Origin of the sequence: Rhodococcus sp. JVH1, from assembly GCF_000280725.2 — a bacterium.
GTDB classification, from domain to species: domain Bacteria; phylum Actinomycetota; class Actinomycetes; order Mycobacteriales; family Mycobacteriaceae; genus Rhodococcus_F; species Rhodococcus_F jostii_A.
Genome location: NZ_CP166289.1, coordinates 5,937,776 through 5,960,962, shown reverse-complemented (window position 1 = coordinate 5,960,962; position 23,187 = coordinate 5,937,776). Strand labels below are relative to the sequence as shown.

26 protein-coding genes are annotated in these 23,187 nt (G+C 68.0%); 9 read left to right on the top strand and 17 right to left on the bottom strand.

What is annotated here, in order from left to right; all coding sequences use genetic code 11:
• Positions 1–33: 33 nt before the first annotated feature.
• Genes JVH1_RS27720 through JVH1_RS27710 form a run of 3 tightly spaced genes read right to left on the bottom strand, consistent with a single transcriptional unit; the run spans position 34 to position 1,528 of the window.
• On the bottom strand, positions 34–477 hold the full coding sequence (locus tag JVH1_RS27720) for a hypothetical protein (protein ID WP_005252226.1): 444 nt from the start codon (positions 475–477) through the stop codon (positions 34–36).
• An 11-nt stretch (positions 478–488) separates the two neighbouring features.
• Positions 489–1,004 carry a hypothetical protein gene (locus tag JVH1_RS27715; protein WP_009474617.1) on the bottom strand — a complete coding sequence of 172 codons (516 nt, stop codon included), beginning with the start codon at positions 1,002–1,004 and terminating at the stop codon, positions 489–491.
• Positions 1,001–1,528 (bottom strand): hypothetical protein, encoded by a 528-nt coding sequence (locus tag JVH1_RS27710; protein WP_009474618.1) that lies wholly within the window; start codon positions 1,526–1,528, stop codon positions 1,001–1,003. Before JVH1_RS27710 ends, JVH1_RS27715 begins: the two co-directional genes overlap by 4 nt.
• Before the next feature lie 189 nt (positions 1,529–1,717).
• Between JVH1_RS27710 and JVH1_RS27705 the strand changes: the two genes are divergently transcribed.
• Genes JVH1_RS27705 through JVH1_RS27680 form a run of 6 tightly spaced genes read left to right on the top strand, consistent with a single transcriptional unit; the run spans position 1,718 to position 4,518 of the window.
• Positions 1,718–2,179, top strand: coding sequence for an Asp23/Gls24 family envelope stress response protein (locus JVH1_RS27705; RefSeq protein ID WP_005252221.1), 462 nt, complete (start codon positions 1,718–1,720; stop codon positions 2,177–2,179).
• Positions 2,176–2,490, top strand: coding sequence for an Asp23/Gls24 family envelope stress response protein (locus JVH1_RS27700; RefSeq protein ID WP_009474619.1), 315 nt, complete (start codon positions 2,176–2,178; stop codon positions 2,488–2,490). The genes JVH1_RS27705 and JVH1_RS27700 overlap by 4 nt, the downstream gene beginning before the upstream one ends.
• A complete protein-coding gene (locus tag JVH1_RS27695; RefSeq protein WP_005252219.1) occupies positions 2,487–2,666 on the top strand; it encodes a hypothetical protein in 180 nt (59 codons plus the stop codon). Before JVH1_RS27700 ends, JVH1_RS27695 begins: the two co-directional genes overlap by 4 nt.
• Entirely contained in the window at positions 2,659–3,639 is a 981-nt protein-coding gene (locus JVH1_RS27690) for a DUF6286 domain-containing Asp23/Gls24 family envelope stress response protein (RefSeq protein WP_009474620.1), read from the top strand. The genes JVH1_RS27695 and JVH1_RS27690 overlap by 8 nt, the downstream gene beginning before the upstream one ends.
• A complete protein-coding gene (locus JVH1_RS27685) occupies positions 3,636–4,211 on the top strand; it encodes a hypothetical protein (protein WP_009474621.1) in 576 nt (191 codons plus the stop codon). Before JVH1_RS27690 ends, JVH1_RS27685 begins: the two co-directional genes overlap by 4 nt.
• Positions 4,212–4,245: 34 nt before the next feature.
• Entirely contained in the window at positions 4,246–4,518 is a 273-nt protein-coding gene (locus tag JVH1_RS27680) for a YciI family protein (RefSeq protein ID WP_009474622.1), read from the top strand.
• Positions 4,519–4,589: 71 nt separating this feature from the next.
• Here the strand turns inward: JVH1_RS27680 and tuf are convergent, their stop codons facing one another.
• From tuf to JVH1_RS27610, 14 genes are all read right to left on the bottom strand, one after another.
• Complete coding sequence (gene tuf, locus JVH1_RS27675; protein ID WP_005252203.1) at positions 4,590–5,780, bottom strand: elongation factor Tu; 1,191 nt, start codon at positions 5,778–5,780, stop codon at positions 4,590–4,592.
• Positions 5,781–5,869: 89 nt separating this feature from the next.
• Positions 5,870–7,972 (bottom strand): elongation factor G, encoded by a 2,103-nt coding sequence (gene fusA, locus JVH1_RS27670; RefSeq protein WP_009474623.1) that lies wholly within the window; start codon positions 7,970–7,972, stop codon positions 5,870–5,872.
• Positions 7,973–8,133: 161 nt separating this feature from the next.
• On the bottom strand, positions 8,134–8,604 hold the full coding sequence (gene rpsG / locus JVH1_RS27665; RefSeq protein WP_005252199.1) for a 30S ribosomal protein S7: 471 nt from the start codon (positions 8,602–8,604) through the stop codon (positions 8,134–8,136).
• Positions 8,604–8,978 carry a 30S ribosomal protein S12 gene (gene rpsL, locus JVH1_RS27660; RefSeq protein ID WP_005252198.1) on the bottom strand — a complete coding sequence of 125 codons (375 nt, stop codon included), beginning with the start codon at positions 8,976–8,978 and terminating at the stop codon, positions 8,604–8,606. The genes rpsG and rpsL overlap by 1 nt, the downstream gene beginning before the upstream one ends.
• A 362-nt stretch (positions 8,979–9,340) precedes the next feature.
• Positions 9,341–9,880 (bottom strand): DUF3558 domain-containing protein, encoded by a 540-nt coding sequence (locus JVH1_RS27655; protein ID WP_043778770.1) that lies wholly within the window; start codon positions 9,878–9,880, stop codon positions 9,341–9,343.
• Between the two features lie 11 nt (positions 9,881–9,891).
• Positions 9,892–10,416, bottom strand: a complete 525-nt coding sequence (locus JVH1_RS27650; protein WP_009474625.1) for a DUF3558 domain-containing protein — start codon at positions 10,414–10,416, stop codon at positions 9,892–9,894.
• Positions 10,417–10,454: 38 nt separating this feature from the next.
• The gene (locus JVH1_RS27645) at positions 10,455–11,144 is read right to left on the bottom strand and encodes a TetR/AcrR family transcriptional regulator (protein WP_009474626.1); all 690 of its coding nucleotides are present in this window, start codon (positions 11,142–11,144) and stop codon (positions 10,455–10,457) included.
• Between the two features lie 59 nt (positions 11,145–11,203).
• Complete coding sequence (locus JVH1_RS27640) at positions 11,204–12,004, bottom strand: enoyl-CoA hydratase family protein (protein ID WP_009474627.1); 801 nt, start codon at positions 12,002–12,004, stop codon at positions 11,204–11,206.
• On the bottom strand, positions 12,004–13,194 hold the full coding sequence (locus JVH1_RS27635) for an acyl-CoA dehydrogenase family protein (RefSeq protein ID WP_009474628.1): 1,191 nt from the start codon (positions 13,192–13,194) through the stop codon (positions 12,004–12,006). Before JVH1_RS27635 ends, JVH1_RS27640 begins: the two co-directional genes overlap by 1 nt.
• The gene (locus JVH1_RS27630; protein WP_009474629.1) at positions 13,191–15,230 is read right to left on the bottom strand and encodes a biotin carboxylase N-terminal domain-containing protein; all 2,040 of its coding nucleotides are present in this window, start codon (positions 15,228–15,230) and stop codon (positions 13,191–13,193) included. The genes JVH1_RS27635 and JVH1_RS27630 overlap by 4 nt, the downstream gene beginning before the upstream one ends.
• An 8-nt stretch (positions 15,231–15,238) precedes the next feature.
• Positions 15,239–16,837, bottom strand: a complete 1,599-nt coding sequence (locus tag JVH1_RS27625) for an acyl-CoA carboxylase subunit beta (RefSeq protein ID WP_009474630.1) — start codon at positions 16,835–16,837, stop codon at positions 15,239–15,241.
• Positions 16,834–17,982, bottom strand: coding sequence for an acyl-CoA dehydrogenase family protein (locus JVH1_RS27620; RefSeq protein WP_009474631.1), 1,149 nt, complete (start codon positions 17,980–17,982; stop codon positions 16,834–16,836). Before JVH1_RS27620 ends, JVH1_RS27625 begins: the two co-directional genes overlap by 4 nt.
• Positions 17,979–19,685, bottom strand: coding sequence for an acyclic terpene utilization AtuA family protein (locus JVH1_RS27615; protein WP_009474632.1), 1,707 nt, complete (start codon positions 19,683–19,685; stop codon positions 17,979–17,981). The genes JVH1_RS27620 and JVH1_RS27615 overlap by 4 nt, the downstream gene beginning before the upstream one ends.
• Positions 19,682–20,473, bottom strand: a complete 792-nt coding sequence (locus JVH1_RS27610; RefSeq protein ID WP_009474633.1) for a TIGR03084 family metal-binding protein — start codon at positions 20,471–20,473, stop codon at positions 19,682–19,684. The genes JVH1_RS27615 and JVH1_RS27610 overlap by 4 nt, the downstream gene beginning before the upstream one ends.
• On the opposite strand from JVH1_RS27610, the gene JVH1_RS27605 reads away from it, so the two are divergent.
• The 3 genes from JVH1_RS27605 to JVH1_RS27595 are packed head-to-tail and all read left to right on the top strand — an operon-like array spanning position 20,451 to position 23,151.
• Complete coding sequence (locus JVH1_RS27605) at positions 20,451–21,419, top strand: SDR family oxidoreductase (RefSeq protein ID WP_272943924.1); 969 nt, start codon at positions 20,451–20,453, stop codon at positions 21,417–21,419. The two genes, JVH1_RS27610 and JVH1_RS27605, sit on opposite strands and share 23 nt — an antisense overlap.
• A gap of 57 nt (positions 21,420–21,476) precedes the next feature.
• Positions 21,477–22,277 carry a crotonase/enoyl-CoA hydratase family protein gene (locus JVH1_RS27600; RefSeq protein WP_009474635.1) on the top strand — a complete coding sequence of 267 codons (801 nt, stop codon included), beginning with the start codon at positions 21,477–21,479 and terminating at the stop codon, positions 22,275–22,277.
• A gap of 19 nt (positions 22,278–22,296) precedes the next feature.
• Positions 22,297–23,151 (top strand): DMT family transporter, encoded by an 855-nt coding sequence (locus JVH1_RS27595; RefSeq protein ID WP_009474636.1) that lies wholly within the window; start codon positions 22,297–22,299, stop codon positions 23,149–23,151.
• Positions 23,152–23,187: the final 36 nt, after the last annotated feature.

Below are 23,187 nucleotides of genomic sequence, written 5' to 3'. Positions count from 1 at the left end.
GTCCCGACGTTACTCCCTCGTGCGGCTCACGGGTCAGGCGGTGCGAAGGACGAGCAGGTACGCACCACCGGCGGCGTCGATCTGCGTCTCGACGTTCAGTTCCGGTGCGAGGCGCGACAACCTGTCGAGCAACCACTCCGCCGCGTCCTCGGCGTCCGATTTGCCCGGGCACCGCGCCACCGCGACCCGTCCGCCCTTGCGGCCGAGTTGTTCGACGACACCGATGATCGGGGCGGGATCGACGACGAACAACCGGTCGGGCCACGGCACGACCGGTTTGACGGCACCCTTCTTGGTGTTGCACGCCCGGTGCGCGAGGCGTTCGACGCCACCCTTCGCCTTGGCCTTCTTCGCGGTGACGACGCTGTCGATGCTGGGGCCACGCGGATCGTTGACCGACATGTCGGGGTCCACCGGTTCGTCACACAGCCAGCAGCGCCACGACTCGCGGTCGCCGACCTCTCGAAGAGTACTCATGGGCGCCAACGCTACCCGGACGACTGAACCGGATCGAAGCCGGAAATCAGCCAGTTGCCGCCGGACTTGGTGAGCTCGACGGTGATGCTCGTCGCCGTCACCGCCGGTTCCGGTTTCGCGGCGCTGGTGGTGGTCTGGTTGACGAACAGCAGCACCGTCGCCGTGTCGGCCGCGACCTCGACGGGACCGGAGGCGGCCACCGTCGCCTGGGTCGCGACCTGGCTCTCCTTGGCCGCGGGGACGACGACGTCCGTCGTGAACTGTGTGTAGTAGTCGAGGAACTCCCCCGTCAGGCGTTCCTTCGCGGTGCCGACGTCGTTCTCCACCGTGTCCGGCTTGTAGGTCAGCAGGGCGATCGCGCCCTGCGACGCGGTGTCGGTGACGGTGGCGCGGACGGCGTCGTCGACGCGCTGGTCGGGTCGATAGAGCGTGAAGTACAGAACCACCGCCAGCACGGCCGCGACGACGGTGAGCGCGCCCAGGATCAGGAGGAGTCTGCGCGACTTCGGCGATGCGTCGGTACTCACTGCACGAACCCTGCCTTCACGATCTTGTACGTGCCGTCCTCGAGTTGCATCGTCACCCGCATCCGCTGACCGCGCGGCTCCTCGGCCGCGCCGCCCGCGTTGGACACCTTCTGCGCGACCGCGACGAGCACGTCCGCGGAGTCGCCGTTCTGCGTCTCGATCGCAGCCTGGCGCACCTCCCCCTGGGATTTGACCTTGGCCTCCTGCATGACCGCGATGAGGTCCTTGGATCGGGCTTCGAATTCGTCGCGGAATTCGCCGCCCGAGCCGTCGAGCACCTTCTGCACGTCTTCGTCGGCCCGCTCGTAGTCCATCGTCGTCAGATTCACGACGCCCTGCCGCGCTGCTTCGAGGATCTCGGATCTCTGCTGAGCCTCCTGCTCCGCCTGCCGGTGTGTGTAGCCGAAGTAGCCGCTGATCGCGACGAACGCGAGTGCGAGGACGGCGAGAATCACCACACCCGCGGTGACGGCGGACGTCCTGGCCCGGGGAGCGGCGTCCTCACCGGTGGGCTCTTCCGCCATGGGGTTCCTTCCGTCGTGCCGTGCCTGTGTTACCTGCATCACGTCGGATGCTACCGGGTAGTCATATCAAATATTTTTGGGTGCCTCCCGTCACGGGATCCGCGGACGGAAAGGCGCGTGGGAGACCCCGCGTACGGTCGGTGATCATTACTGTTGAGGAGAAGCCAGGCGACTCGAAGGGGATCCACGATGACCAGCGATTCAGGCGCACGCAGCCGCGTGCAGTTCGGTGCCGGGGCGACGCCGGAACTCGTCAGTTCCGAGGGACGGACCATCATCGCGGACGCCGTGGTCGCCAAGATCGCCGGGATCGCCACCCGTGAGATCAACGGCGTCTACGACGTGGGCGGCGGCACCGCACGCGCTGTCGGCGCCCTCCGCGATCGGATCCCCGGCGCCCGCGTCAACCACGCCCAGGGCGTCGCCGTCGAAGTCGGCGAGAAACAGGCCGCCATCGACATCGGCATCGTCGCGGAATACGGCGTCGCACTGCACGAACTCGCGGTCGGCATCCGCCGCAACGTCATCGCGGCCGTCGAGCGCATGACCGGGCTCGAAGTGACCGAAGTGAACATCACCGTCTTCGACGTCATGCTGTTCGACGAATCCGAGGCCGCATCCGAGCTCGACGGCAAACCGAGGGTGCAGTGACCGGACCACTTCCACCGGACACCCACGCCGAGGACATCTCCGAACGCATCGTCGCCGCCGTCCTCGCAACCCCCGGAGTGGCAGCGATGCACGGCGGCGCGTTCGGTGAAGTCGCGACCTACCTGCCCGGACGCCGGGTGACCGGGGTGACCGTCGGCCCCACGTCCTGTGCGGTCCACCTCGCGGCTCGCTACCCCGCCAACGTCGTCGACACCGCCGAAAGAGTGCGGGCCGCAGTGGAATCGCTGGTGGACGTCCCCGTCGACGTGACCATCGAAGATCTCCTGACAGAGACAGGACAATCTCAATGAACAGCACAATCACAGGCCTGATCGTCGGGTTACTTCTCGCCATCGCCGGCATCCTCGGTGGTTTCAGCGGATTCGTCTTCGCCGTCCTCCTCGGAGCGCTGGGCATGGCCGTCGGCGCGCACCGCGACGGCCACCTCGACCTCGGCGCCATCCTCCGAAGCCGCGGCCGTGGCTGAACCCTTCACCGCACCCCCCGCCGGTCCCCACGACGACGCGGCGCTCGACGACACCGCCCTGCGCGGCGAATTGGTCATCAAGGAGCGCGCCGTCGTGAAGATCGCCGTCGCCGCAGCGCTCCAGGTACCCGGCGTCGTCAAGCAGTCCGGTGGGCTGTCCCGCCTGACGGGGCGGGAACTCCCCCGCGCCGACGTCTCGACGGGAGCGGGCGCCGTCGCGATCAACCTGTACATCGCCGTGCAGTGGCCGTGCCACCTCGACCTCGTCAACCGCCGGCTCCGCGCGCAGGTGCACCGTCAGGTCGAGCAGATGACGGGCATGCCGGTCATCGAACTCAACATAGTGGTCGTCGGAACGGAATCCGCCGCCCCCGAGGACAGTTCGACCGAAGGCCGCTACTCCGAGCAAGGCGATCCGGCCGTGCCACCCGCTCCGGTGGCGCCCCTCCGGCCACGCACGCCGCGCGCCACCCCGGCCGCTGTGCCCGCCGCGATCATCGTCGCCGTAGGAGCCCTCGGTCTCGCGGTCGTCGCAGCGCGTGAGCTGCTCATCATGCGCGGCACCTTCGCCAACGCGCCCTGGATCCGCAACACCGTGCAATGGCTGGGCCGGCTGCACTGGTCCGAGTGGATCGTCCCCGTCGCCGCAGGCGCGATCGTGCTGGGGGTCGTGTTCATCGTCGCGGCCCTCAAACCGCGGCCGCGCACCCACCTGCCGCTCGCAGTCGGTGACACCCCGATCGTCTGGCTCCGCCCCACCGACCTCGCTCGCAACTCCAGTAGCCACGCCAAGACCGTTCCCGGGGTGCTGTCGGCGCACACGACGGTCGACCGCAAGCACGTCACCGTCCGCGTGGTGCGCACCGAGTCGACACCCGCCGGCGACGTGGCCATCTCCGTCCGCGAGGCCGTGGAACCGACGCTGTCGCTGCTCGGCACGTCCCCCGAACTTCGAGTGCAGGTGAAACCGTGAGACATCGGACCGCAGCCGTCAACCGGGTCATCGTCCTGCTCGTCGGGCTCGCACTCCTCGGATTCGGCGCGTACGCCCTCGCCTGGGACCTGCACGTTCCGATCGTCCGCGAATGGGTGTCGCGGTACGACCGCGCGCGCGTCACCGCACTCCCCGACCAGGACTGGTGGGGCTGGGCGCTCGCCGCGACGGTCGTCGTGGGGCTGGTCTTCGGGATCGTGCTCCTCGCCCTGGACCTCACCCGGCGACGCACGTCCCCCGTCGCCGTTCCGGATCGCGAATCGGGCACCTACGTCACCGTCGACCTCGGCTCCCTCGCCAACGGGGTCGCCAGCGAACTCGCGCAGTACCCCGGCGTCCGGCAGACACGCGCTCGCGCCGTCATCGAACGCGGACTCCCCACCCTGTCTATCGTCGTGACCGCCGACCCCACCCTCGACTTGTACGACTTCACCCGCAAATCCGAGGACGTCGCATCCTGGGTCGCATCGACCCTCGGCGGTGAAGAAGTCGCCACCCAGGTCCTGCTCCACCTCGACCGCGCCGACCACCCGGTGCACGTCGAAAGCTGACACGGGGCGTTGCGGTCTCGGTAGGTTCGGTGCCATGGAATACGTGGTGTTCTACGCGACCGATCCGACCACCGCCGCCCGGATTCCGGAGATCTATCCACGACACCGGGAGTACCTCGACGCGTTCGCCGCGGAAGGTGGGCTGCTCGGTATCGGACCGTTCGACGACCCGGCGAGCAACGGGTCCATGGCGGTCTTCAGCAGCCGCGAGCGCGCAGAACAATTCATCGCCCGCGACCCGTTCGTCCTCGAGGGCATCGCGCATCCCAGCGACATCCGAGAATGGGATGCGTTGAACTACCGCTGAGTGTCACACCCCGAAAACGCCAATGGCGCCCACCCCGGAGGGTGAGCGCCATTGGCGTTGGTGGAGCTAGATCACTTGTTGATCTTCGTGACCTTGCCGGCGCCGACGGTACGGCCGCCTTCGCGGATCGCGAAGCGCAGGCCCTCGTCCATGGCGACGGGCTGGATCAGCTTGACGGACATCTCGGTGTTGTCACCGGGCATGACCATCTCGGTGCCCTCGGGCAGCGTCACAACGCCCGTCACGTCCGTGGTACGGAAGTAGAACTGCGGACGGTAGTTGTTGAAGAACGGCGTGTGGCGGCCGCCCTCGTCCTTGGACAGGATGTACGCCTGGCCCTCGAACTCGGTGTGCGGGGTGGTGGTGCCGGGCTTGACGACAACCTGTCCACGCTCGACATCTTCGCGCTTGATGCCACGAACCAGCAGACCGACGTTGTCACCGGCCTGGCCCGAGTCGAGGAGCTTGCGGAACATCTCGATACCCGTGACCGTGGTCTTGGTCTTGGTTTCCTTGATGCCGACGATCTCGACATCCTCATTGACGTTGATCACGCCACGCTCGATACGACCGGTGACGACGGTGCCACGACCGGTGATCGTGAAGACGTCCTCGACGGGCATGAGGAAGGGCTTCTCGGTCTCGCGGACCGGGTCCGGGATGGACTCGTCGACCGCAGCCATGAGCTCGAGGATGTTCTTGGTCCACTCCGGGTCGCCCTCGAGCGCCTTGAGTGCGGAGACCTTGACAACCGGAGCGTCCTCGTCGAACTCCTGCGCAGCGAGGAGCTCACGGACCTCCATCTCGACGAGCTCGATGATCTCGTCGTCGTCCACCATGTCGGCCTTGTTCAGGGCGACGAGGATGTACGGCACGCCGACCTGGCGGGCGAGCAGCACGTGCTCACGCGTCTGGGGCATCGGGCCGTCGGTGGCCGCGACCACGAGGATGGCGCCGTCCATCTGCGCCGCACCGGTGATCATGTTCTTGATGTAGTCGGCGTGACCGGGAGCATCGACGTGCGCGTAGTGGCGCTTCTCGGTCTGGTACTCAACATGCGAGATGTTGATCGTGATACCGCGAGCCTTCTCCTCAGGAGCCTTGTCGATCTCGTCGAAGGCCGAGGCCTCGTTGAGATCCGGGTACGCGTCGTGCAGAACCTTGGTGATGGCCGCGGTCAGCGTGGTCTTGCCGTGGTCGACGTGACCGATGGTGCCGATGTTCACGTGCGGCTTCGTCCGCTCGAACTTCGCCTTCGCCACTGTGTGTCCTCCTGGACTGATTGATGCTTGCGGTATGCAGCAGTGCGGTTGTTATTACTGGGTCGTGCTTCGGCCGGCTGGAACCGAGGTTACTCGCCGGTCGCCTTGGCGATGATTTCCTTCGAGACGTTCGCGGGAACCTCTGCGTAGGAATCGAACACCATGGAGAAGTTCGCCCGGCCCTGGGTCTTCGACCGCAGATCACCGATGTAACCAAACATCTCCGAGAGCGGAACCAGCGCCTTCACGACACGGGCACCACTGCGTTCCTCCATGGCCTGGATCTGGCCACGGCGGGAGTTCAGGTCGCCGATCACGTCACCCATGTACTCCTCGGGTGTCGTGACCTCGACAGCCATGAGCGGCTCGAGAATGACCGGGCCGGCCTTGCGGGCGGCTTCCTTCAGCGCCTGCGAACCGGCGACCTTGAAGGCCATTTCCGACGAGTCGACGTCGTGGTAAGCACCGTCGAGCAGCGACAGCTTCAGGTTCACCAGCGGGTAGCCGGCGAGAACGCCGTACTGCATCGCGTCCTGCGCGCCTGCATCCACGGACGGGATGTACTCGCGCGGGATACGACCGCCGGAGACCTTGTTCTCGAACTCGTAGGTGGCACCGTCTTCGCCGACGAACGGCTCCAGCGCGATGATCACCTTGGCGAACTGGCCCGATCCACCCGTCTGCTTCTTGTGGGTGTAGTCGTGCTTCTCGACCTTCTTGGTGATGGTCTCGCGGTAGGCAACCTGCGGCTTGCCGACGTTGGCCTCGACCTTGAACTCGCGACGCATACGGTCGACGAGGATGTCGAGGTGGAGCTCGCCCATGCCGCCGATGACGGTCTGGCCGGTCTCCTCGTCGAGCTCGACGGAGAACGTCGGGTCCTCTTCGGCGAGCTTCTGGATCGCGGTGCCCAGCTTCTCCTGGTCGGACTTGGTCTTGGGCTCGATCGAGACCTGGATGACCGGGTCCGGGAAGCTCATGGACTCGAGCACGATCGGCGCGTCCTGTGCGCACAGGGTGTCACCGGTCGTGGTGTCCTTCAGACCGATCATCGCATAGATGTGGCCGGCCACGGCCTCGTCGACCGGGTTCTCCTTGTTGGCGTGCATCTGGAAGAGCTTTCCGATGCGCTCCTTCTTGCCCTTGGTCGCGTTCATGACCTGGGCGCCCGGATCGATCCGGCCGGAGTACACGCGGACGAACGTCAGCTTGCCGAAGAACGGGTGCGAAGCGATCTTGAAGGCCAGAGCCGAGAACGGCTCGTCCTTGCTCGGCTTACGCGTGAGGATCTCTTCTTCGTTGCCCAGGGCGTGACCCTGGACCTCGCCGATGTCCAGCGGGTTCGGCAGGTAGTCGATGACCGCGTCGAGCATGGGCTGAACGCCCTTGTTCTTGAACGCGGAACCACACAGCACCGGGTACAGCTCGGAGTTGACCGTCATCTTGCGGATGGCGCCCTTGATCTCCTCGACGGAGAGCTCCTCGCCGGCGAAGTACTTCTCCATGAGCTTCTCGTCGGACTCGGCAACCGTCTCGAGCAGCTTCTCGCGGTACTCGGCAGCCTTGTCGGCGAGATCGGCCGGGATCTCCTCGATGGTGGGCTCGGCGCCGATGGCGACCGTGCCACGCCAGGTGACAGCCTTCATCTCGACCAGGTCGACGACGCCGTCGAAATCGTCCTCGGCGCCGATCGGCAGCTGCAGGACGAGCGGCTTCGCGCCGAGGCGGTCGATGATGGTCTGGACCGTGAAGTAGAAGTCCGCGCCCATCTTGTCCATCTTGTTGACGAAACAGATGCGCGGAACGTCGTACTTGGCGGCCTGACGCCACACCTGCTCCGACTGGGGCTCGACGCCCTCTTTGCCGTCGAACACTGCGACGGCGCCGTCGAGCACGCGGAGCGAACGCTCCACCTCGACGGTGAAGTCGACGTGGCCCGGCGTGTCGATGATGTTGATCTGGTTGTTGTTCCAGAAGCAGGTCACCGCGGCAGAGGTGATCGTGATGCCGCGTTCCTTCTCCTGTTCCATCCAGTCCGTGGTCGAGGCACCGTCGTGCGTCTCACCGATCTTGTAGTTGACACCGGTGTAGAACAGGATGCGCTCGGTGGTCGTGGTCTTGCCGGCATCGATGTGCGCCATGATGCCGATGTTGCGGACCTTGTTCAGGTCGGTCAGCACTTCCTGTGCCACAGGATTCTTCCCCGCTCGTAGCTCGTGTATCGGGTGTCGGCCTCCCCGGTGTTCCACCAGCGGGGCCATTGTCTCGAGTTGTAGATCAGCCGGTCCCCGGTAGGGGCCCGACGTGCGACGACGCCGGAGCAGTCACGGTAGGTGACTGCTCCGACGTGACGTCACCAGCGGTAGTGGGCGAATGCCTTGTTGGCTTCGGCCATCTTGTGAGTGTCCTCACGGCGCTTCACAGCGGCACCCAAGCCGTTGCTGGCATCGAGGAGCTCGTTGGCGAGACGCTCGACCATGGTCTTCTCGCGGCGCTGCCGGGAGAAGGTCACGAGCCAGCGGAGCGCGAGGGTGGTGGAGCGGCCCGGACGGACCTCGACCGGCACCTGGTAGGTGGCGCCACCGACACGGCGGCTGCGGACCTCGAGGGCAGGCTTGACGTTGTCCAGTGCGCGCTTGAGGGTGACGACCGGGTCGGTGCCGGTCTTCTCGCGCGCCTGCTCGAGTGCTTCGTAGACGATGCGCTCGGCGGTGGACTTCTTGCCGTCCAGGAGAATCTTGTTGACGAGCTGCGTCACCAGGGGCGAACCGTAGACCGGGTCGTTGATGAGCGGACGCTTCGGAGCGGGGCCCTTACGTGGCATTAGCTCTTCTCCTTCTTGGCGCCGTAGCGGCTGCGGGCCTGCTTGCGGCCCTTGACACCCTGGGTGTCGAGCGAGCCACGGATGATCTTGTAGCGCACACCGGGGAGGTCCTTCACACGACCACCGCGGACGAGCACCATCGAGTGCTCCTGCAGGTTGTGACCCTCGCCCGGGATGTAAGCGGTGACCTCGACGGAGCTGGTCAAGCGCACACGCGCGACCTTACGGAGCGCCGAGTTCGGCTTCTTCGGGGTGGTGGTGTACACGCGGGTGCACACGCCACGACGCTGCGGGCTGCCCTTGAGGGCTGCCGTCTTGACCTTCGCGGTCTTGTCGCGGCGGCCCTTGCGGACCAGCTGGTTGATGGTTGGCATTTACCGGCTTTCTTCGTGTTGAACAGACTGCTCTGGACAAGCAACCTTGGCTGTTCTGAAATTAGGGATCTAGCAGTTGGGGCAAGAGAGCTGCTGCCCCTCACCCGCACCTCGAGCTGCACCCGAGGTCGGGTGTGTCGCATACCCCCACACAGGCAGCCGGATGCTCGTTCCATGCAGATATCTGCACGAACGCGCGCACGGCAATACCTCGCTAGGCACACAGATCGGCCCGGGCATGCCGGACACGACCCACAACGATACCCGGCGGCGCGCCGGAAGGTCAAAGTGGGCTGGCAGTGGTAAGGGCTGACCTGCGATGTGGGGTACTGCTCGGAGCTGTCGGTACGGACACGGGCACATCAACTACTCAGATTGAGCGTCAGATCCGCAAGCGTCGATGCCGCTTCACACGGGTCTGCCGCCCCCGTCTGGAACTGTACCCACCAGCCGACGACGCCCGCGGAGGGAGATCCGACCGTCACTCCGCACGCCCCCGGATCGCCGGGGGGACGCATCACGACAGCCTTGCGGCCCTGGATGGTGGAGGACGCCACGGTGTACCCGAGCTTCTCGCCGGTCGACTTCTCCGTGTCGAGGGAACCCGTCTCGAACCAGTTGAACGTCACCTTCACGGGACCGTTGGCGCCGACCGCGTCCCAGCGGCAGATCGCGCCGAAGAAGCCCCGTTCGATGGCGTCGGCACCAACGGTCTGGGCGATCTGTTCGTCCGCGACGGCGTTGCATTCCTCCAGCAGGGCCGTGAATTGTTCGGTGTCCCCGGACGAGGACGCCCCCTCCGCCCTGGGCGAGCCCTCGATCGTCGACCCGCACCCCGCGATCAGCCCGACCGCGGTGGCCGCGGCCAGTACCCGCACTGCACGCCACGTCCCGCTGCTCATCACTCCCCCGCTCACTTGGCCCTCGACACGCTGAGTTCGGCGAGATCGCGCGCCACCGTGCACGGGTCCGCCGCGGGTTGCGCGTCCGCGTACATCACCGACCAGTGCACGAAGTCGCCCCCGAACTCCACACCGAGTTCGCACAGAATTCCTTCGGACGACGCAATGAATCCGGGATGCCCCTGGATGTCGATGTCGGTGGCCGGCCTGCCGATCAGCTCGGAACCCGCCCGCTCGCGGCCGATGGGACTGCCGCGGTACCAGGAGAACGTGACGCTGGGACCGCCTATTCCCGCGGTTTCCCACTCGCAGCCGACGGAATTACGCGTCACGCCGGTGAAGGGCGGCATCCCGAACGCCTTCGCCACCTCGTCGTCGGTGACCGAACCGCACTGACCGAAGAACGGGCCCGGATCGGTCACCTGCGGGAGTTGCTGCGCGGCGGGTTCGGTACCGGAATCGTCTCCGTCTCCCCCACAGCCGGCCAGACCGGCCGCGACGGCGATCAGGACGAGCGCTCCCCATTTCCGGCCCATGGTCGGTGACTCTACCGATCCCCGCGCTCTTTGCCCGATCAGTCGAGAACGGCCACGTCGAGACTCCGCGGCTCTACCGATTCACCGCTCCGCGGCTCTGCCGATTCACCGCTCCGCGGCTCTGCCAACTCATCGCTCCGCGGTAGTGCCGCGTCCAGCTGCGCCGCCCACTGGCGCACGATCTCCGCCCGTCGTTTGGAGTCGTCCGTGAGCACGTCGGCCAGACCGAGTCCGCGGGCGAGATCGAGGGTGGCCTGGACAAGCCGGTGCGCCACCGGATCGGCGTCGTCGAACCCGAAGTGCTCGACGGCGGTGCGGTGCGCGACCCGCCCGAACCGTTCCTCGAGCGGCACGATCCGGGCCCGGAGTTCGGGGTCGGCGGCGGCGGCCGTCCAGACCTGCAGCGCCGCCTTGAACAGGGTGCCCGTGTAGTAGTCGACGAGCCGCGACACCACGGCCTCGGTGCGTCCCTCCCCGGTCGGCAGGTCGGTGGCCTCGCGGCGGGCCTGCTCCATCCGGGCGTCGAACATGACCTCGAGGGCCGCGGTGATGAGGTCCTCGCGGGTGGGGAAATGGTGCTGGGTCGCGCCGCGGGACACGCCGGCGCGCTGGGCCACGAGGCTCACCGTGGTGGCACCCCAGCCCGACTCGGCGAGGCAGTCGATGGTGACCTCGAGGAGATGTCCGCGCGTGACCCGGCTACGGTCCTGCTTCGGTTCGCGGGTCATGTGTCACTTCCTCTCGTCGCGCTGCGCGCCCGTGAGCGGGTGACGAGTCCTTAGACTCGTCAACCACGCACGGGGCCGGAGGCCCATCTCGGCGGCCGCTTCTGCAGAAACGCCATCATGCCCTCCCGCGCCTCCTCGGATTCGAACAGCCTCGCCGACTGGGCGGTCAGCTCGTCGGTGTAGCGGTCGAAATCGGCGAGCACGCTCCGGGTCGTGAGGGTCTTCGACTCGGCCAACCCCTGCGGCGAGGCTTGCCGCAACTGGTCGAGCAATTCCTGGACGGTGTCCTCGGGATCCTCGGCGGACTCGCTGATCAGCCCGATGGCCTCCGCCTCGTGGGCACCGAACTTCTCGCCCGTGAGGAGGTAGCGGCTCGCGGCACGCGAATCGATGCGGGGCAGCACGGTCAACGAGATGATCGACGCGGCGAGTCCGAGCCGGACCTCGGTGAGCGCGAACGTGCTGCGCGGGCCGGCGACGGCGATGTCGCAGGCCCCGACCAATCCCATGCCCCCGGCCCTGACGTGACCGTCGATCCGGGCGATCACCGGCTTCGGCAACTCGACGATCGCCCGTAGCAGTGCGGCCATCTGCCGGGTGCGTGAGCCGACGTCGCCGGACGTCTCACTCAGATCCGCCCCGGCGCAGAACGTGCTGCCGGTGTGGGTGAGGACGACGCCGCGGACGTCGTTGTCCGCGGCGGCGTCCCGCAATCCCTGCAGCAGTTCGTCCACGAGCCTGCCGGAGATGGCGTTCCTGTTGTGGGGCGAATCGAGGGTGAGGGTGGCGAACCCCCGGTTCACCTCGTACCGGACGTACCGGTCGGCTTCCACGTCGGTCATGTGCTGTCCGTTCGACATCAGTACGACTTCGGCAGCCCGAGCGAGTGCTGGGAGACGAAGTTGAGGATCATTTCCCGGCTCACCGGGGCCACACGGGCGATGCGTGCCGCACCGAGCATCGCGGCGAGACCGTATTCCTTGGTGAGACCCGCGCCTCCGTGCGTCTGGACGGCTTGGTCGAGTGCCTTGATGCTGGCCTCGGCGGCGGCGTACTTGGCCATGTTGGCGGCCTCGGCGGCGCCGAAGTCGTCGCCGCTGTCGTAGAGGACGGCCGCCTTCTGCATCATCAGCTTGGCGAGTTCGAGTTCGATCTTGATCTGCGCCAGCGGATGCGAGATGCCCTGGTGCGCGCCGATCGGCTCCTTCCACACCGTGCGGTCCTTCGCGAACCGCACCGCGGCGTCCAGCGCGTAGCGGCCCATGCCGATCGCCATGGCGGCGCCGAGGATGCGTTCGGGGTTGAGACCCGCGAACAGCTGCATCAACGCCGCGTCGGCCTCGCCGACGAGCGCGTCGGCGGGCAGCCGGACGTCGTCGAGGAACAGCATGAACTGGTGGTCGGGCTCGACGATGTCCATCTCCATCGGCGTCTTCACGAAGTTCTCGGCGTCGGTGGGGACGATGAACAGTGCAGGCTTCAGCTTGCCGGTCTTCGAGTCCTCGGTCCGCGCGACGATCAGCACGGCGTCGGCCTGGTCGACCCCGGAGATGTAGATCTTGTTCCCCGACAGCAGCCAGTCTTCGGCTTGACCATCACCCCTCGCTTCGCTCGACCGGACCCGCCGCGCAGTGGTCGTGATCTGGTGCGAGTTCGAACCCGCGTCGGCCTCGGTGATGCCGAACGCCATGATCTTCGAGCCGTCGGCGAGGCCGGGGAGCCAGGTCTGCTTCTGCTCCTCGGTGCCGTACTTGCCGATGATCGTGCCGCAGATGGCCGGCGACACGACCACCAGCAGGAGGCCGGCGCCGTGGGCCGCGAGTTCTTCCTGGACGAGGGCGAGTTCGTAGATGCCTGCGCCGCCGCCCCCGTATTCTTCGGGGAGATTGACGCCGAGGAAGCCGAGTTTGCCGGCCTCGTTCCACAATTCGGTCAGCGGTTCGCTGCGCCGCGCCCGGGGCAGCACGTAGTCGACGTAGTTGAACCGCTCCCCGAGCCTCGACACGGAGGCGCGGAGTTCCTTCTGTTCTTCGGTCTCGATGAAGCTCATAGTTCTCCTTCAGGCTGCGCTGCTTCGACTACTGCAAGGACCGTTCCCACGTCGACCTGCTGACCGGCGGTCACGGAAAGTTCGGTGAGGACGCCGGAGGCCGGTGCCTTGATCGTGTGTTCCATCTTCATCGCCTCGAGCCACACGATCGGCTGGCCGGCGGACACGGAGTCGCCTGCCGCGGCGCCGAGGCGGATGACGGAACCCGGCATCGGCGCGAGCAACGACCCCTCGGCGACGACGGCGCTCGGATCGGTGAATCGCGGTGCGGCGTGCAGGCTCACCGGGCCCAGGGCGGAGTCGACGAACACGTCGTCGCCGTACCGGGACACCTCGAACGAGCGGCGCAGCCCCGCGACGTCCAGTGCGACGTGACGCGCCGTGGCCGACACGAGCGCGACGTCGTCGAAACCCTCGGCCTTCAGCCCGTACCGGGTGAGCAGGTACCGGATCTCGATGTCACCGCCTCCGCCCGTGAACGTCTTGCTCTGCGGCGCAGACGTCAGGTTCCGCCATCCGCTGGGCAGCGAGGTGTTCACCGTCGCGACGTCGCGGTTGTGCGCGGCGTCCGCGAGTGCGGCGGCCAGCGCCGACAGTCGCTCGGCGTCGGCCGAGGCCAGCGGACGGGCCAGCACGTCCAGCCCGTAGGTGTCGAAGAACGCGGTGTCCGTGTCGCCGGCGAGGAATGCCGGGTGGCGGAGCACGTTGACGAGGAGGTCGCGGTTGGTGCGCAGTCCGTGAATCTGCGCGCGGCCCAGGGCCGCAGCCAGCCGGGTGGCCGCATGCGTGCGGGTAGGCGCGAACGAGATGACCTTCGCGAGCATCGGGTCGTAGTGCACGCCGACGGTGGAGCCGTCGACCACGCCGGAGTCTAGGCGGATCCCCGGGGAGCGCAGGACGTCGAATTCGACCGCGTTCTCGGGCAGGTCCAGACGGTGGACCGGTCCGCTCTGCGGCTGCCAGTTCTGCGCCGGATCCTCGGCGTACAGCCGGACCTCGATGGAATGGCCGGACACGGCGGGCGGTTCGGGGTCGAGCCTGCCGCCCGCAGCGACCTGCAACTGCAGGTCCACGAGGTCGAGGCCGGTGGTGCACTCGGTGACCGGGTGTTCCACCTGCAGCCGGGTATTCATCTCGAGGAAGAAGAAGTTCCCCTGGTCCGGGTCATCTCCCCCTCGCTCCGCTCGACCGGAGTCATCTCCCCCTCGCTCCGCTCGACCGGAAGCCAGGAACTCGACCGTCCCCGCACCCTCGTAGTCGATGGCCTTCGCCGCGAGCCGGGCGGCCTCGAACAGTCGCTCGCGCATCCCGGGGACGGCGTCGACCAACGGTGACGGCGCCTCTTCCACCACCTTCTGGTGCCGACGCTGGATGGAGCATTCACGCTCCCCCACCGCCCAGACGGTTCCGTGCCGGTCGGCCATCACCTGGACCTCGATGTGCCTGCCCGTTTCCAGGTAGCGCTCGCAGAACACGGTCGGGTCACCGAAGGCCGATTGCGCTTCGCGGCGGGCCCCTTCCAGCTCTTCCGGGAGGTCCGCGAGTTCACGCACGACACGCATGCCGCGTCCGCCGCCGCCTGCGGACGCCTTGACGAGCACCGGCAGGTCCGCTTCGGTGACGGCGCCCGGGTCGAGTTCGGTCAGCACCGGGACTCCCGCGGCGGCCATCATCTTCTTGGACTCCACCTTCGAACCCATCATCTCGATGGCGGGCGCAGGCGGGCCGATCCACGTCAGGCCCGCCTCGTGGACGGCGCGCGCGAAGTCCGCGTTCTCGGAGAGGAACCCGTAGCCGGGGTGGATGGCATCGGCGCCGGCGAGCAGTGCCGCCTCGATGACGAGGTCACCGCGCAGGTAGGTGTCGGCGGGACTGTTGCCCGGCAACCGGACCGCGGTGTCGGCCTCGGCGACGTGCGGGCTGAGGGCGTCGGCGTCCGAGAACACGGCGACGGTCCCGATGCCTGCGCGGCGGCAGGTGGCGAAGACGCGGCGGGCGATCTCACCACGATTGGCAACCAGTACGGACTGGATCATGTCGGGCCTCACATCCGGAAGACGCCGAAGTTCTCGGCGCCTTCGATCGGGGCGTTGGCAATGGCCGACAGGCACATTCCCACCACGGTTCGGGTGTCGCGCGGGTCGATCACGCCGTCGTCGTAGAGGCGACCGGACAGGAACATCGGCACGGATTCCGCCTCGATCTGGTTCTCGATCATGGCGCGCATGCCGGCGTCTGCCTCTTCGTCGAACGCCTGCCCGCGGGCTTCGGCGGAGGCGCGGCTGACGATGGAGATGACCCCGGCCAGCTGCGCCCCGCCCATGACTGCGGATTTGGAGCTGGGCCAGGCGAACAGGAAGCGCGGGTCGAATGCGCGTCCGCACATCCCGTAGTGGCCGGCGCCGTAGGACGCACCGAGCAGGATCGAGATGTGCGGGACGGTGGAGTTGGAGACGGCGTTGATCATCATCGACCCGTGCTTGATCATCCCGCCCTCCTCGTACTCCTTGCCCACCATGTAGCCGGTCGTGTTGTGCAGGAACAACAGTGGCGTGTTCGAGCGGTTGGCGAGCTGGATGAACTGGGTGGCCTTCTGCGATTCCTCGCTGAACAGCACGCCGCGCGCGTTGGCGAGGATGCCCACCGGATATCCGTGCAGTTCGGCCCAGCCCGTGACGAGCGACGATCCGTACATCGGCTTGAACTCGTCGAAATCGGAGCCGTCGACGATGCGGGCGATCACCTCGCGGGGATCGAACGGGATCTTGAGGTCGGCGGGGACGATGCCGAGCAGTTCCTCGGGGTCCTCGAGGGGTTCGATGACCTCGGCCCGCGGCGCGGGACCCTGCTTCTTCCAGTTGAGGCGCTTGACGATGCTGCGGCCGATCCGGATGGCGTCCTGCTCGTCGACCGCGAAGTAGTCGGCGAGGCCGGACTTGCGGGCATGCATCTCGGCGCCGCCGAGGGTTTCGTCGTCGGATTCCTCACCGGTGGCCATCTTCACGAGCGGCGGTCCGGCGAGGAACACCTTGGACCGTTCCTTGATCATGACGACGTGATCGGACATGCCGGGGATGTACGCGCCGCCGGCCGTCGAGTTTCCGAAGACGAGGGCGATGGTCGGGATACCCGCGGCGGAGAGCTGGGTGAGGTCGCGGAACATGCGACCACCGGGGATGAACACTTCCTTCTGGGTGGGAAGGTCGGCGCCGCCGGATTCCACGAGGGAGATGACGGGGAGCCTATTCTGCCGGGCGATGTCGTTGGCGCGGAATCCCTTCCGCAACGTCCACGGATTGCTGGTGCCGCCGCGGACCGTCGGGTCGTTGGCGACGATCAGGCACTCGACGCCCTCCACCACGCCGATACCGACGACAGTGCTGGCGCCGACCGGGAAGTCGCTGCCCCACGCCGCGAGCGGGCACAGTTCGAGGAACGGCGAGTCGGGGTCCAGGAGCAGTTCGATGCGTTCGCGGGCGAGCAGCTTGCCGCGCTTCTTGTGCCGTTCGGTGTACTTCTCGCCGCCGCCCGCGAGCGCCTTGGCGTGCTCGGTGTCGATCTCGGCGAGCTTGGCGGTCATGGCCTTCGCCGCCGCGGCGTATTCTTCGGAACCCGTGTCCAGCGTGGACTTCAACGTGGTCATGACTGATACCCCAATCGCTTGGCCGCGAGCCCCGTCAGGATCTCGGTGGTACCGCCACCGATCCCGAGGATGCGCATGTCGCGGTACTGCCGTTCCACTTCGCTCTCCCGCATGTAGCCGAGGCCGCCGAACAGCTGGACGGCCTGGTTGGCCACCCACTCGCCCGCCTCGACGGCGGTGTTCTTCGCGAAGCAGACCTCCGCGATGAAGTCCTCGTTCGACACGAGCGAACGCTCCACCAGCGCTCGGGTGTAGACGCGGGCCACGTCGGTCTTGCGCGCCATCTCCGTGACCGTGTTCTGGACGGACTGCCTGCTGATCAGCGGACGGCCGAACGTCTCGCGGTCGCGCACCCACTGCAGCGTGAGGTCGAGGCACCGTTGTGCGCTCGAATAGGCCTGCGCGGCGAGGGCGATGCGCTCGGTGAGGAACGCCTGCGCGATCTGTGCGAACCCGCTGTTCTCCTCGCCGACCAGGTTTGCGGCGGGCACCCGCGCGTCGACGAACGACAACTCGGCCGTGTCCGACGCGCGCCAGCCCATCTTGTCGAGTTTGCGTGCCACCTCGAATCCCGGTGTGCCCTTCTCGATCACGAGCAGGGAGACCCCGGATGCGCCGGGACCGCCGGTGCGGACGGCGGTGACGACGAAGTCGGCCCGCACGGCGGAGGTGATGAACGTCTTCGACCCGTTGACGACGTAGTGGTCGCCGTCGCGGATCGCGGTGGTCCGCAGATGCCCGACGTCGGAACCGCCGCCGGGTTCGGTGATGGCGAGCGAGCCGATGAGCTCGCCGCGCAGGGTGGGGCGGACCCACTTCTCGATCTGCTCCGGGTCACCGGCCGCGGCGAGGTGCGGCAGGGCGATTCCCGACGTGAACAGGGAAGCGAACGCCCCGCCCGAGGCCCCCGCCTGATGGAATTCCTCGCAGATCAGTACGGCGTCGACGAGGTCTCCGCCCTCGCCTCCGACGGATTCGGGGAAGCCGGCGCCGAGGAGTCCCAGCTCGGCGGCCTCCCGGTGCAGCGCGCGGGGCAGTTCGCCGTCGCGTTCCCAGTCGTCCAGGTGCGGCAGTATCTGCCGTTCGACGAAGCTGCGCACCGTCTTGCGCAGTTCCTGCCGTTCGGGTGTGTCCCACACGCTCACAACGTCGTCCCTTCGGGAAGGAGTGCTTCCGGTATGTCGAGGTGCCGGGATCTCAGCCATTCGCCGAGACCTTTGGCCTGCGGGTCGAACCGGGCCTGGGACGCGACGCCCTGCCCGAGGATTCCCTCGATCACGAAGTTGACGGCGCGCAGTTTCGGCAGCACATATCTCGTGACGGTGAGGTCGGCGGCCTCCGGGAGGAGGCGCTTGACTTCGTCGACGGTCAGGGCGTGGGCCAGCCACCGCCACTGTTCGTCGGTACGCACCCACACACCGACATTCGCGTTGCCGCCCTTGTCCCCGCTGCGCGCCCCGGCGATGGTGCCGAGCGCCACCCGGACCGTGGGTTCGGCGCCCCGCGGCTCCGGGAGCGCGGGTTCGGCGACGTCCTCGAGTTCCCGGACGTCGGTGGGGGGTTCGATGTCGACGCGCGTTCCGTCCGGCAGCACCGCGACGTGCGGCACCTCCTTGGCGTACACGTATCCCGGGGTGAACACGCCGTACGGCTGCCCCTGCCCGGGCGGCGCCGTCAGCGTGAATCCGGGGTAGCTCGCAAGTGCCATTTCGACTGCGACGGAGGAGAATCCGCGTCCGACCGCGTTGGCGTCGGAATCCCGGACCACGCAGCGCAGCAGCGCGCTCGCGGCCTCCTCGGTGTCGGCGTCCGGGTGATCGGTGCGGGCGAGCGACCAGTCGAGTTCGGCAGGCCGGGCGGGAAGCCACCCCTCGAGCTGCCGCTTCACCAGGGCCGCCTTGGCCTCGATGTCGAGGCCGGTGAGGACGAACACGGCCTCGTTGCGGAATCCCGCGAGCGTGTTCAGCGACACCTTGAGCTGCGGCGGCGGCGCCTCCCCGGTGACACCGCTGATGCGCACGCGGTCGGGTCCGTCCTGCGACAGTGCGGCGGAGTCGATCCGCGCGGTCACGTCGGGACCGGCGTAGCGGCCACCGGTGATCTCGTACAGCAACTGCGCGGTGACGGTACCGACGTTCACGGCGCCGCCGGTCCCGGGGTGCTTGGTGATGACGGACGAACCGTCCGAGTCGATCTCGGCGATCGGGAATCCGGGACGGTCGAGGTCGTCGATCTCGGTGAAGAACGCGTAGTTGCCGCCCGTGGCCTGGGTGCCGCATTCGATGACGTGCCCCGCCACCACGGCGCCGGCGAGCTGGTCGAAAGCGTCTCGCTGCCAGCCGAAGTGCGCGGCCGCCGGGCCCACGATCACGGACGCGTCGGTGACACGCCCGGTGACGACGACGTCGGCGCCGGCATTCAGGCATTCGACGATGCCCCACGCGCCGAGGTAGGCGTTGGCGGTCAGCGGGCTGCCCAGCCCCAGTTCGGCGGCCCGGCCGATGAGGTCGTCGCCTTCGACGTGGGCGATCTTCGCCTGCAGCCCCAGCTTGTCGTTCACCTCCCGCAACGCGTCCGCGAGACCGGCCGGGTTGAGGCCGCCGGCGTTGGCGACGACGCGGACTCCCTTGTCGAGGGCCAACCCGAGGCAGTCCTCCGCCTGACGGAGGAATGTCTTGGCGTACCCGCGGTTCGGGTCCTTCATGCGGTCGCGGCCGAGGATCAGCATGGTGAGTTCGGCGAGGTAGTCGCCGGTCAGGTAGTCGAGCTCGCCGCCTTCGAGCATCTCGCGCATCGCCGACAACCGGTCGCCGTAGAAGCCGGAGCAGTTGCCGATCCGCACGGTCATCGGGTTCCCGCCTCACGCCCGCCGCCCGCGGGGCCCGCGAAGGCCTGAGCGATGTTCAGCCACGTGTCCGCATCGGCGCCGGTGGCCTCGAGGGCGAGATCCGCCCGGTTCGCGCGCTGGGTGACGAGAAGGCAGAAGTCCGCGGCGGGCCCGGTGACCTTTTGCGCGGCATCCTCGGGTCCCCACGTCCAGACGGACACCCCGTCGGGGGCGGTGAGTTCGACGCGGAACTCCTCCGCGGGTGGGGCGAGTTCGTTGACGGCGTAGGCGAAGTCGCGGGTGCGGACACCGAGGTGGGCGATGCTCTTCAACCGCTCGGTGGGTGTGCGCGGCACCGAGAGCGCGTCGGCGACGTCCTGGCCGTGTGCCCACGTCTCCATCAACCGGGCGGTGGCCATCGAGGCCGCCTTCATCGGCGGGCCGTACCAGAGGATCTTCTGCCCGGGCGGCACCGACAGGAGGGCCTCCGCGAGTCGGGCGCGGGCCGAGCGCCAGGCCGCGAGCAGTTCCGCGGGTTGCCGCCGGGCGTGCTCCTCGGCACCGGCATCGACGAAGCCGGCCGGGTTCGAGGCGGCCACCGTGAGTTGCTCGGTGAAGCCGTCGGGGTCGGTGATCGCCAGGAGGGCGGCCTCGTCGGTCCACAGCAGATGTCCGATCTGGTGTGCGATGGTCCAGCCCTCGGCGGGCGTCGGATCGGCCCAGCGGGAGTCGGGAAGGTCGGCGACCAGGGCGTCCAGTGAATCGCTCTCGGCGCACAAGTCGTCGATGAACCTCTGCAGTTCAGCCATGCGACCAGCATCACACCGGCCCGAGAAAAAAGCAAGCACGATTGATTGTTATTTGGCTGCGGATCGCCCGGCGAGCTGCCACGCTGGTCACGTGATACGACAGTTGCTCACCCATGCCGCGCTCAACCCACTCCCCTCTCCGCGCGCACTGGCCGCCCGAGTCGTACCGGGGGCCGGCCACCGAATCGCCGGGAAACGGATCCTCGTCACCGGTGGTTCCTCGGGGGTCGGGGAAGCGGCCGCACGCCGGCTCGCCGCGCTCGGCGCGGAGGTCGTCCTCGTGGCCCGCGGCTCCGACGCCCTCGAGTCGGTGCGCGACGACATCCTGCGGTCCGGTTGCGACGCGCACGCCGTTCCCTGCGACCTCACGGACCCGGAGTCCGTCGACGCCCTCGTCGCTCAGGTGCTCGGGGAGATCGGCCCCGTCGACGTACTCGTCAACAACGCCGGGCGGTCGATCCGGCGGACGGTCGAGGACTCGCTGGACCGATTCCACGATTTCGAACGCACCATGGCCGTCAACTACTTCGGCTCGACGCGGCTGACCCTCGCGTTGCTCCCGTCGATGATCGAGCGCCGCAAGGGCCACATCATCAATGTCGCGACGTGGGGCGTGCCTGCCGGTGTCATGCCCAAGTTCTCCGCCTACCACGCGTCCAAGGCTGCCGTCGGCGCGTTCGGCCGGAGCCTGGGCGCCGAAGTGCGCGACCGCGGAATCTCCGTGACCACCCTGGACTTTCCCTTGGTCCGGACGCCGATGATCGCGCCCACCACGGACTACGACGCGATGGCCGCCCTGACTCCAGAGCAGGCGGCGGAATGGTTCGTCACCGCCGTGCGCACCCGGCCGATCGAACTGCTCCCCGGTTATGCCGAACTGTTCCGGCTGCTCGGCACGTTCGCGCCGTCCGCCACCGACGCACTGGTACGGCGCACCGGCATCTGAGCGCAATGACAGACTGGGACGGTCTCGAATCCGCGCTCACACCCGAGGGAGTCGTCCATGACCGACGCCGTGCTCACCACCCGCGAAGGCGACATCGTCACCTGGACGCTCAACCGTCCGGAGGCGCGCAACCCGATCTCCGAGCCGGACGTGATCGAGGCGCTCGAGAATGCGGTGGCCGACGTCAACGGTGATCCCAGCGTGCGCGTCGCGATCGTCACGGGTGCGGGTTCGGCGTTCTCCTCCGGTGGCAACGTCAAGCACATGCGCGACCGCGCCGGAATGTTCGGCGGCTCCCCCGCCGACCTGCGGCAGGGCTACCGGCACGGTATCCAGCGCATCCCGCTGGCCCTCTACCACTGTGAGGTGCCGACCATCGCCGCCGTCAACGGACCCGCGATCGGTGCCGGATGCGACCTGTCCCTGATGTGCGACATGCGGATCGCCTCCACGGCCGCCGTGTTCGCGGAGAGCTTCGTCAAGGTCGGACTCGTCCCCGGCGACGGCGGCGCCTGGTTCCTGCCGCAGGCCGTCGGGATGGCGCGGGCCAGCGAGATGGCGTTCACCGGCGACGCGATCGACGCCGCGAAAGCCCTCGAGTGGGGACTCGTCTCGCAGGTCACCGAGCCCGAGGAACTCCTCGGCGCGGCACGGGCGCTCGCCGAGCGGGTGGCGGTCAACCCGCCGCAGGTGCTGCGGATGACCAAGAAGCTGCTACGCGAGGGCCGTCACCAGAGCCTCGAGAGCCTCCTCGAACTGTCGGCGGCCATGCAGTCGCTCGCCCATCACACCGCGGACCATCACGAGGCGGTCGGCGCGATGCTCGAGCGCCGCAGCCCGAACTTCACCGGCGAGTGAACCCGGGCATCGCACACCGGTGACAGCCGAGCCGCGCAGTCAGCTTCTTCCCGTCGTCTCGGTCCTCGGATCGGTGCTGTCCGTCCAGTTCGGCGCCGCCTTCGCGAGCACCCTGTTCGAGGCGGTGGGCGCCAGTGGCGCGGTGTCGCTGCGGCTGACGATCGCGGCGATCATCCTCGGGGTGATCGTGCGGCCGCGGTGGCGACGGTGGACGCGAACGCAGCGCGAGGGCATCCTCGCACTCGGAGTGGCGCTGGCCGTGATGAATTCGGCGTTCTACGAGGCCCTCGCGCGGCTCCCGCTCGGCACCGCCGTCACCATCGAGTTCCTGGGTCCGCTCACCCTCGCCGCCGTGCTGTCGCGAAGACTGCGGGACGGCGTGTGGGTGCTGGCGGCGCTGACCGGCGTGGTCATGCTCGGCCTGCGCGAGAACTCGGGCGCCGAGTCTCTCGACCTCGTGGGGGTGGCATTCGCGCTCACCGCCGGGGCGGCGTGGGCCGGTTACATCGTCGCCGGCTCGAACCTCGCGGTAACGGTTCCCAGCGCGGACGGCCTCGCCGGCGCGAGCATCGTCGCGGCGGCCCTGACGCTCCCGCTCGGCGCGGTGTCCGGCGGCACCGCACTGTTCGACCCCCGGATCCTGGCCGTGGGCGCGGCGGTGGCCCTGCTGTCGTCGGTGATCCCGTACTCGCTCGAGCTACGGGCGCTGCAGGTGATGAGCAAAAAAGTGTTCGCCGTGCTCATCGCGCTCGAGCCCGCGGCCGCGACCCTCGCCGGGGTGATCGTGCTCGGGCAGGTCCTCGGACTGCAGTCGCTGGCCGCGATCGCGCTCGTCGTCGCGGCCGGCGTCGGCTCCGTCCTGAGCAACCGGTAGCGGCACGGCCTGCGGGCGGGGCTGGCAGGATCGACG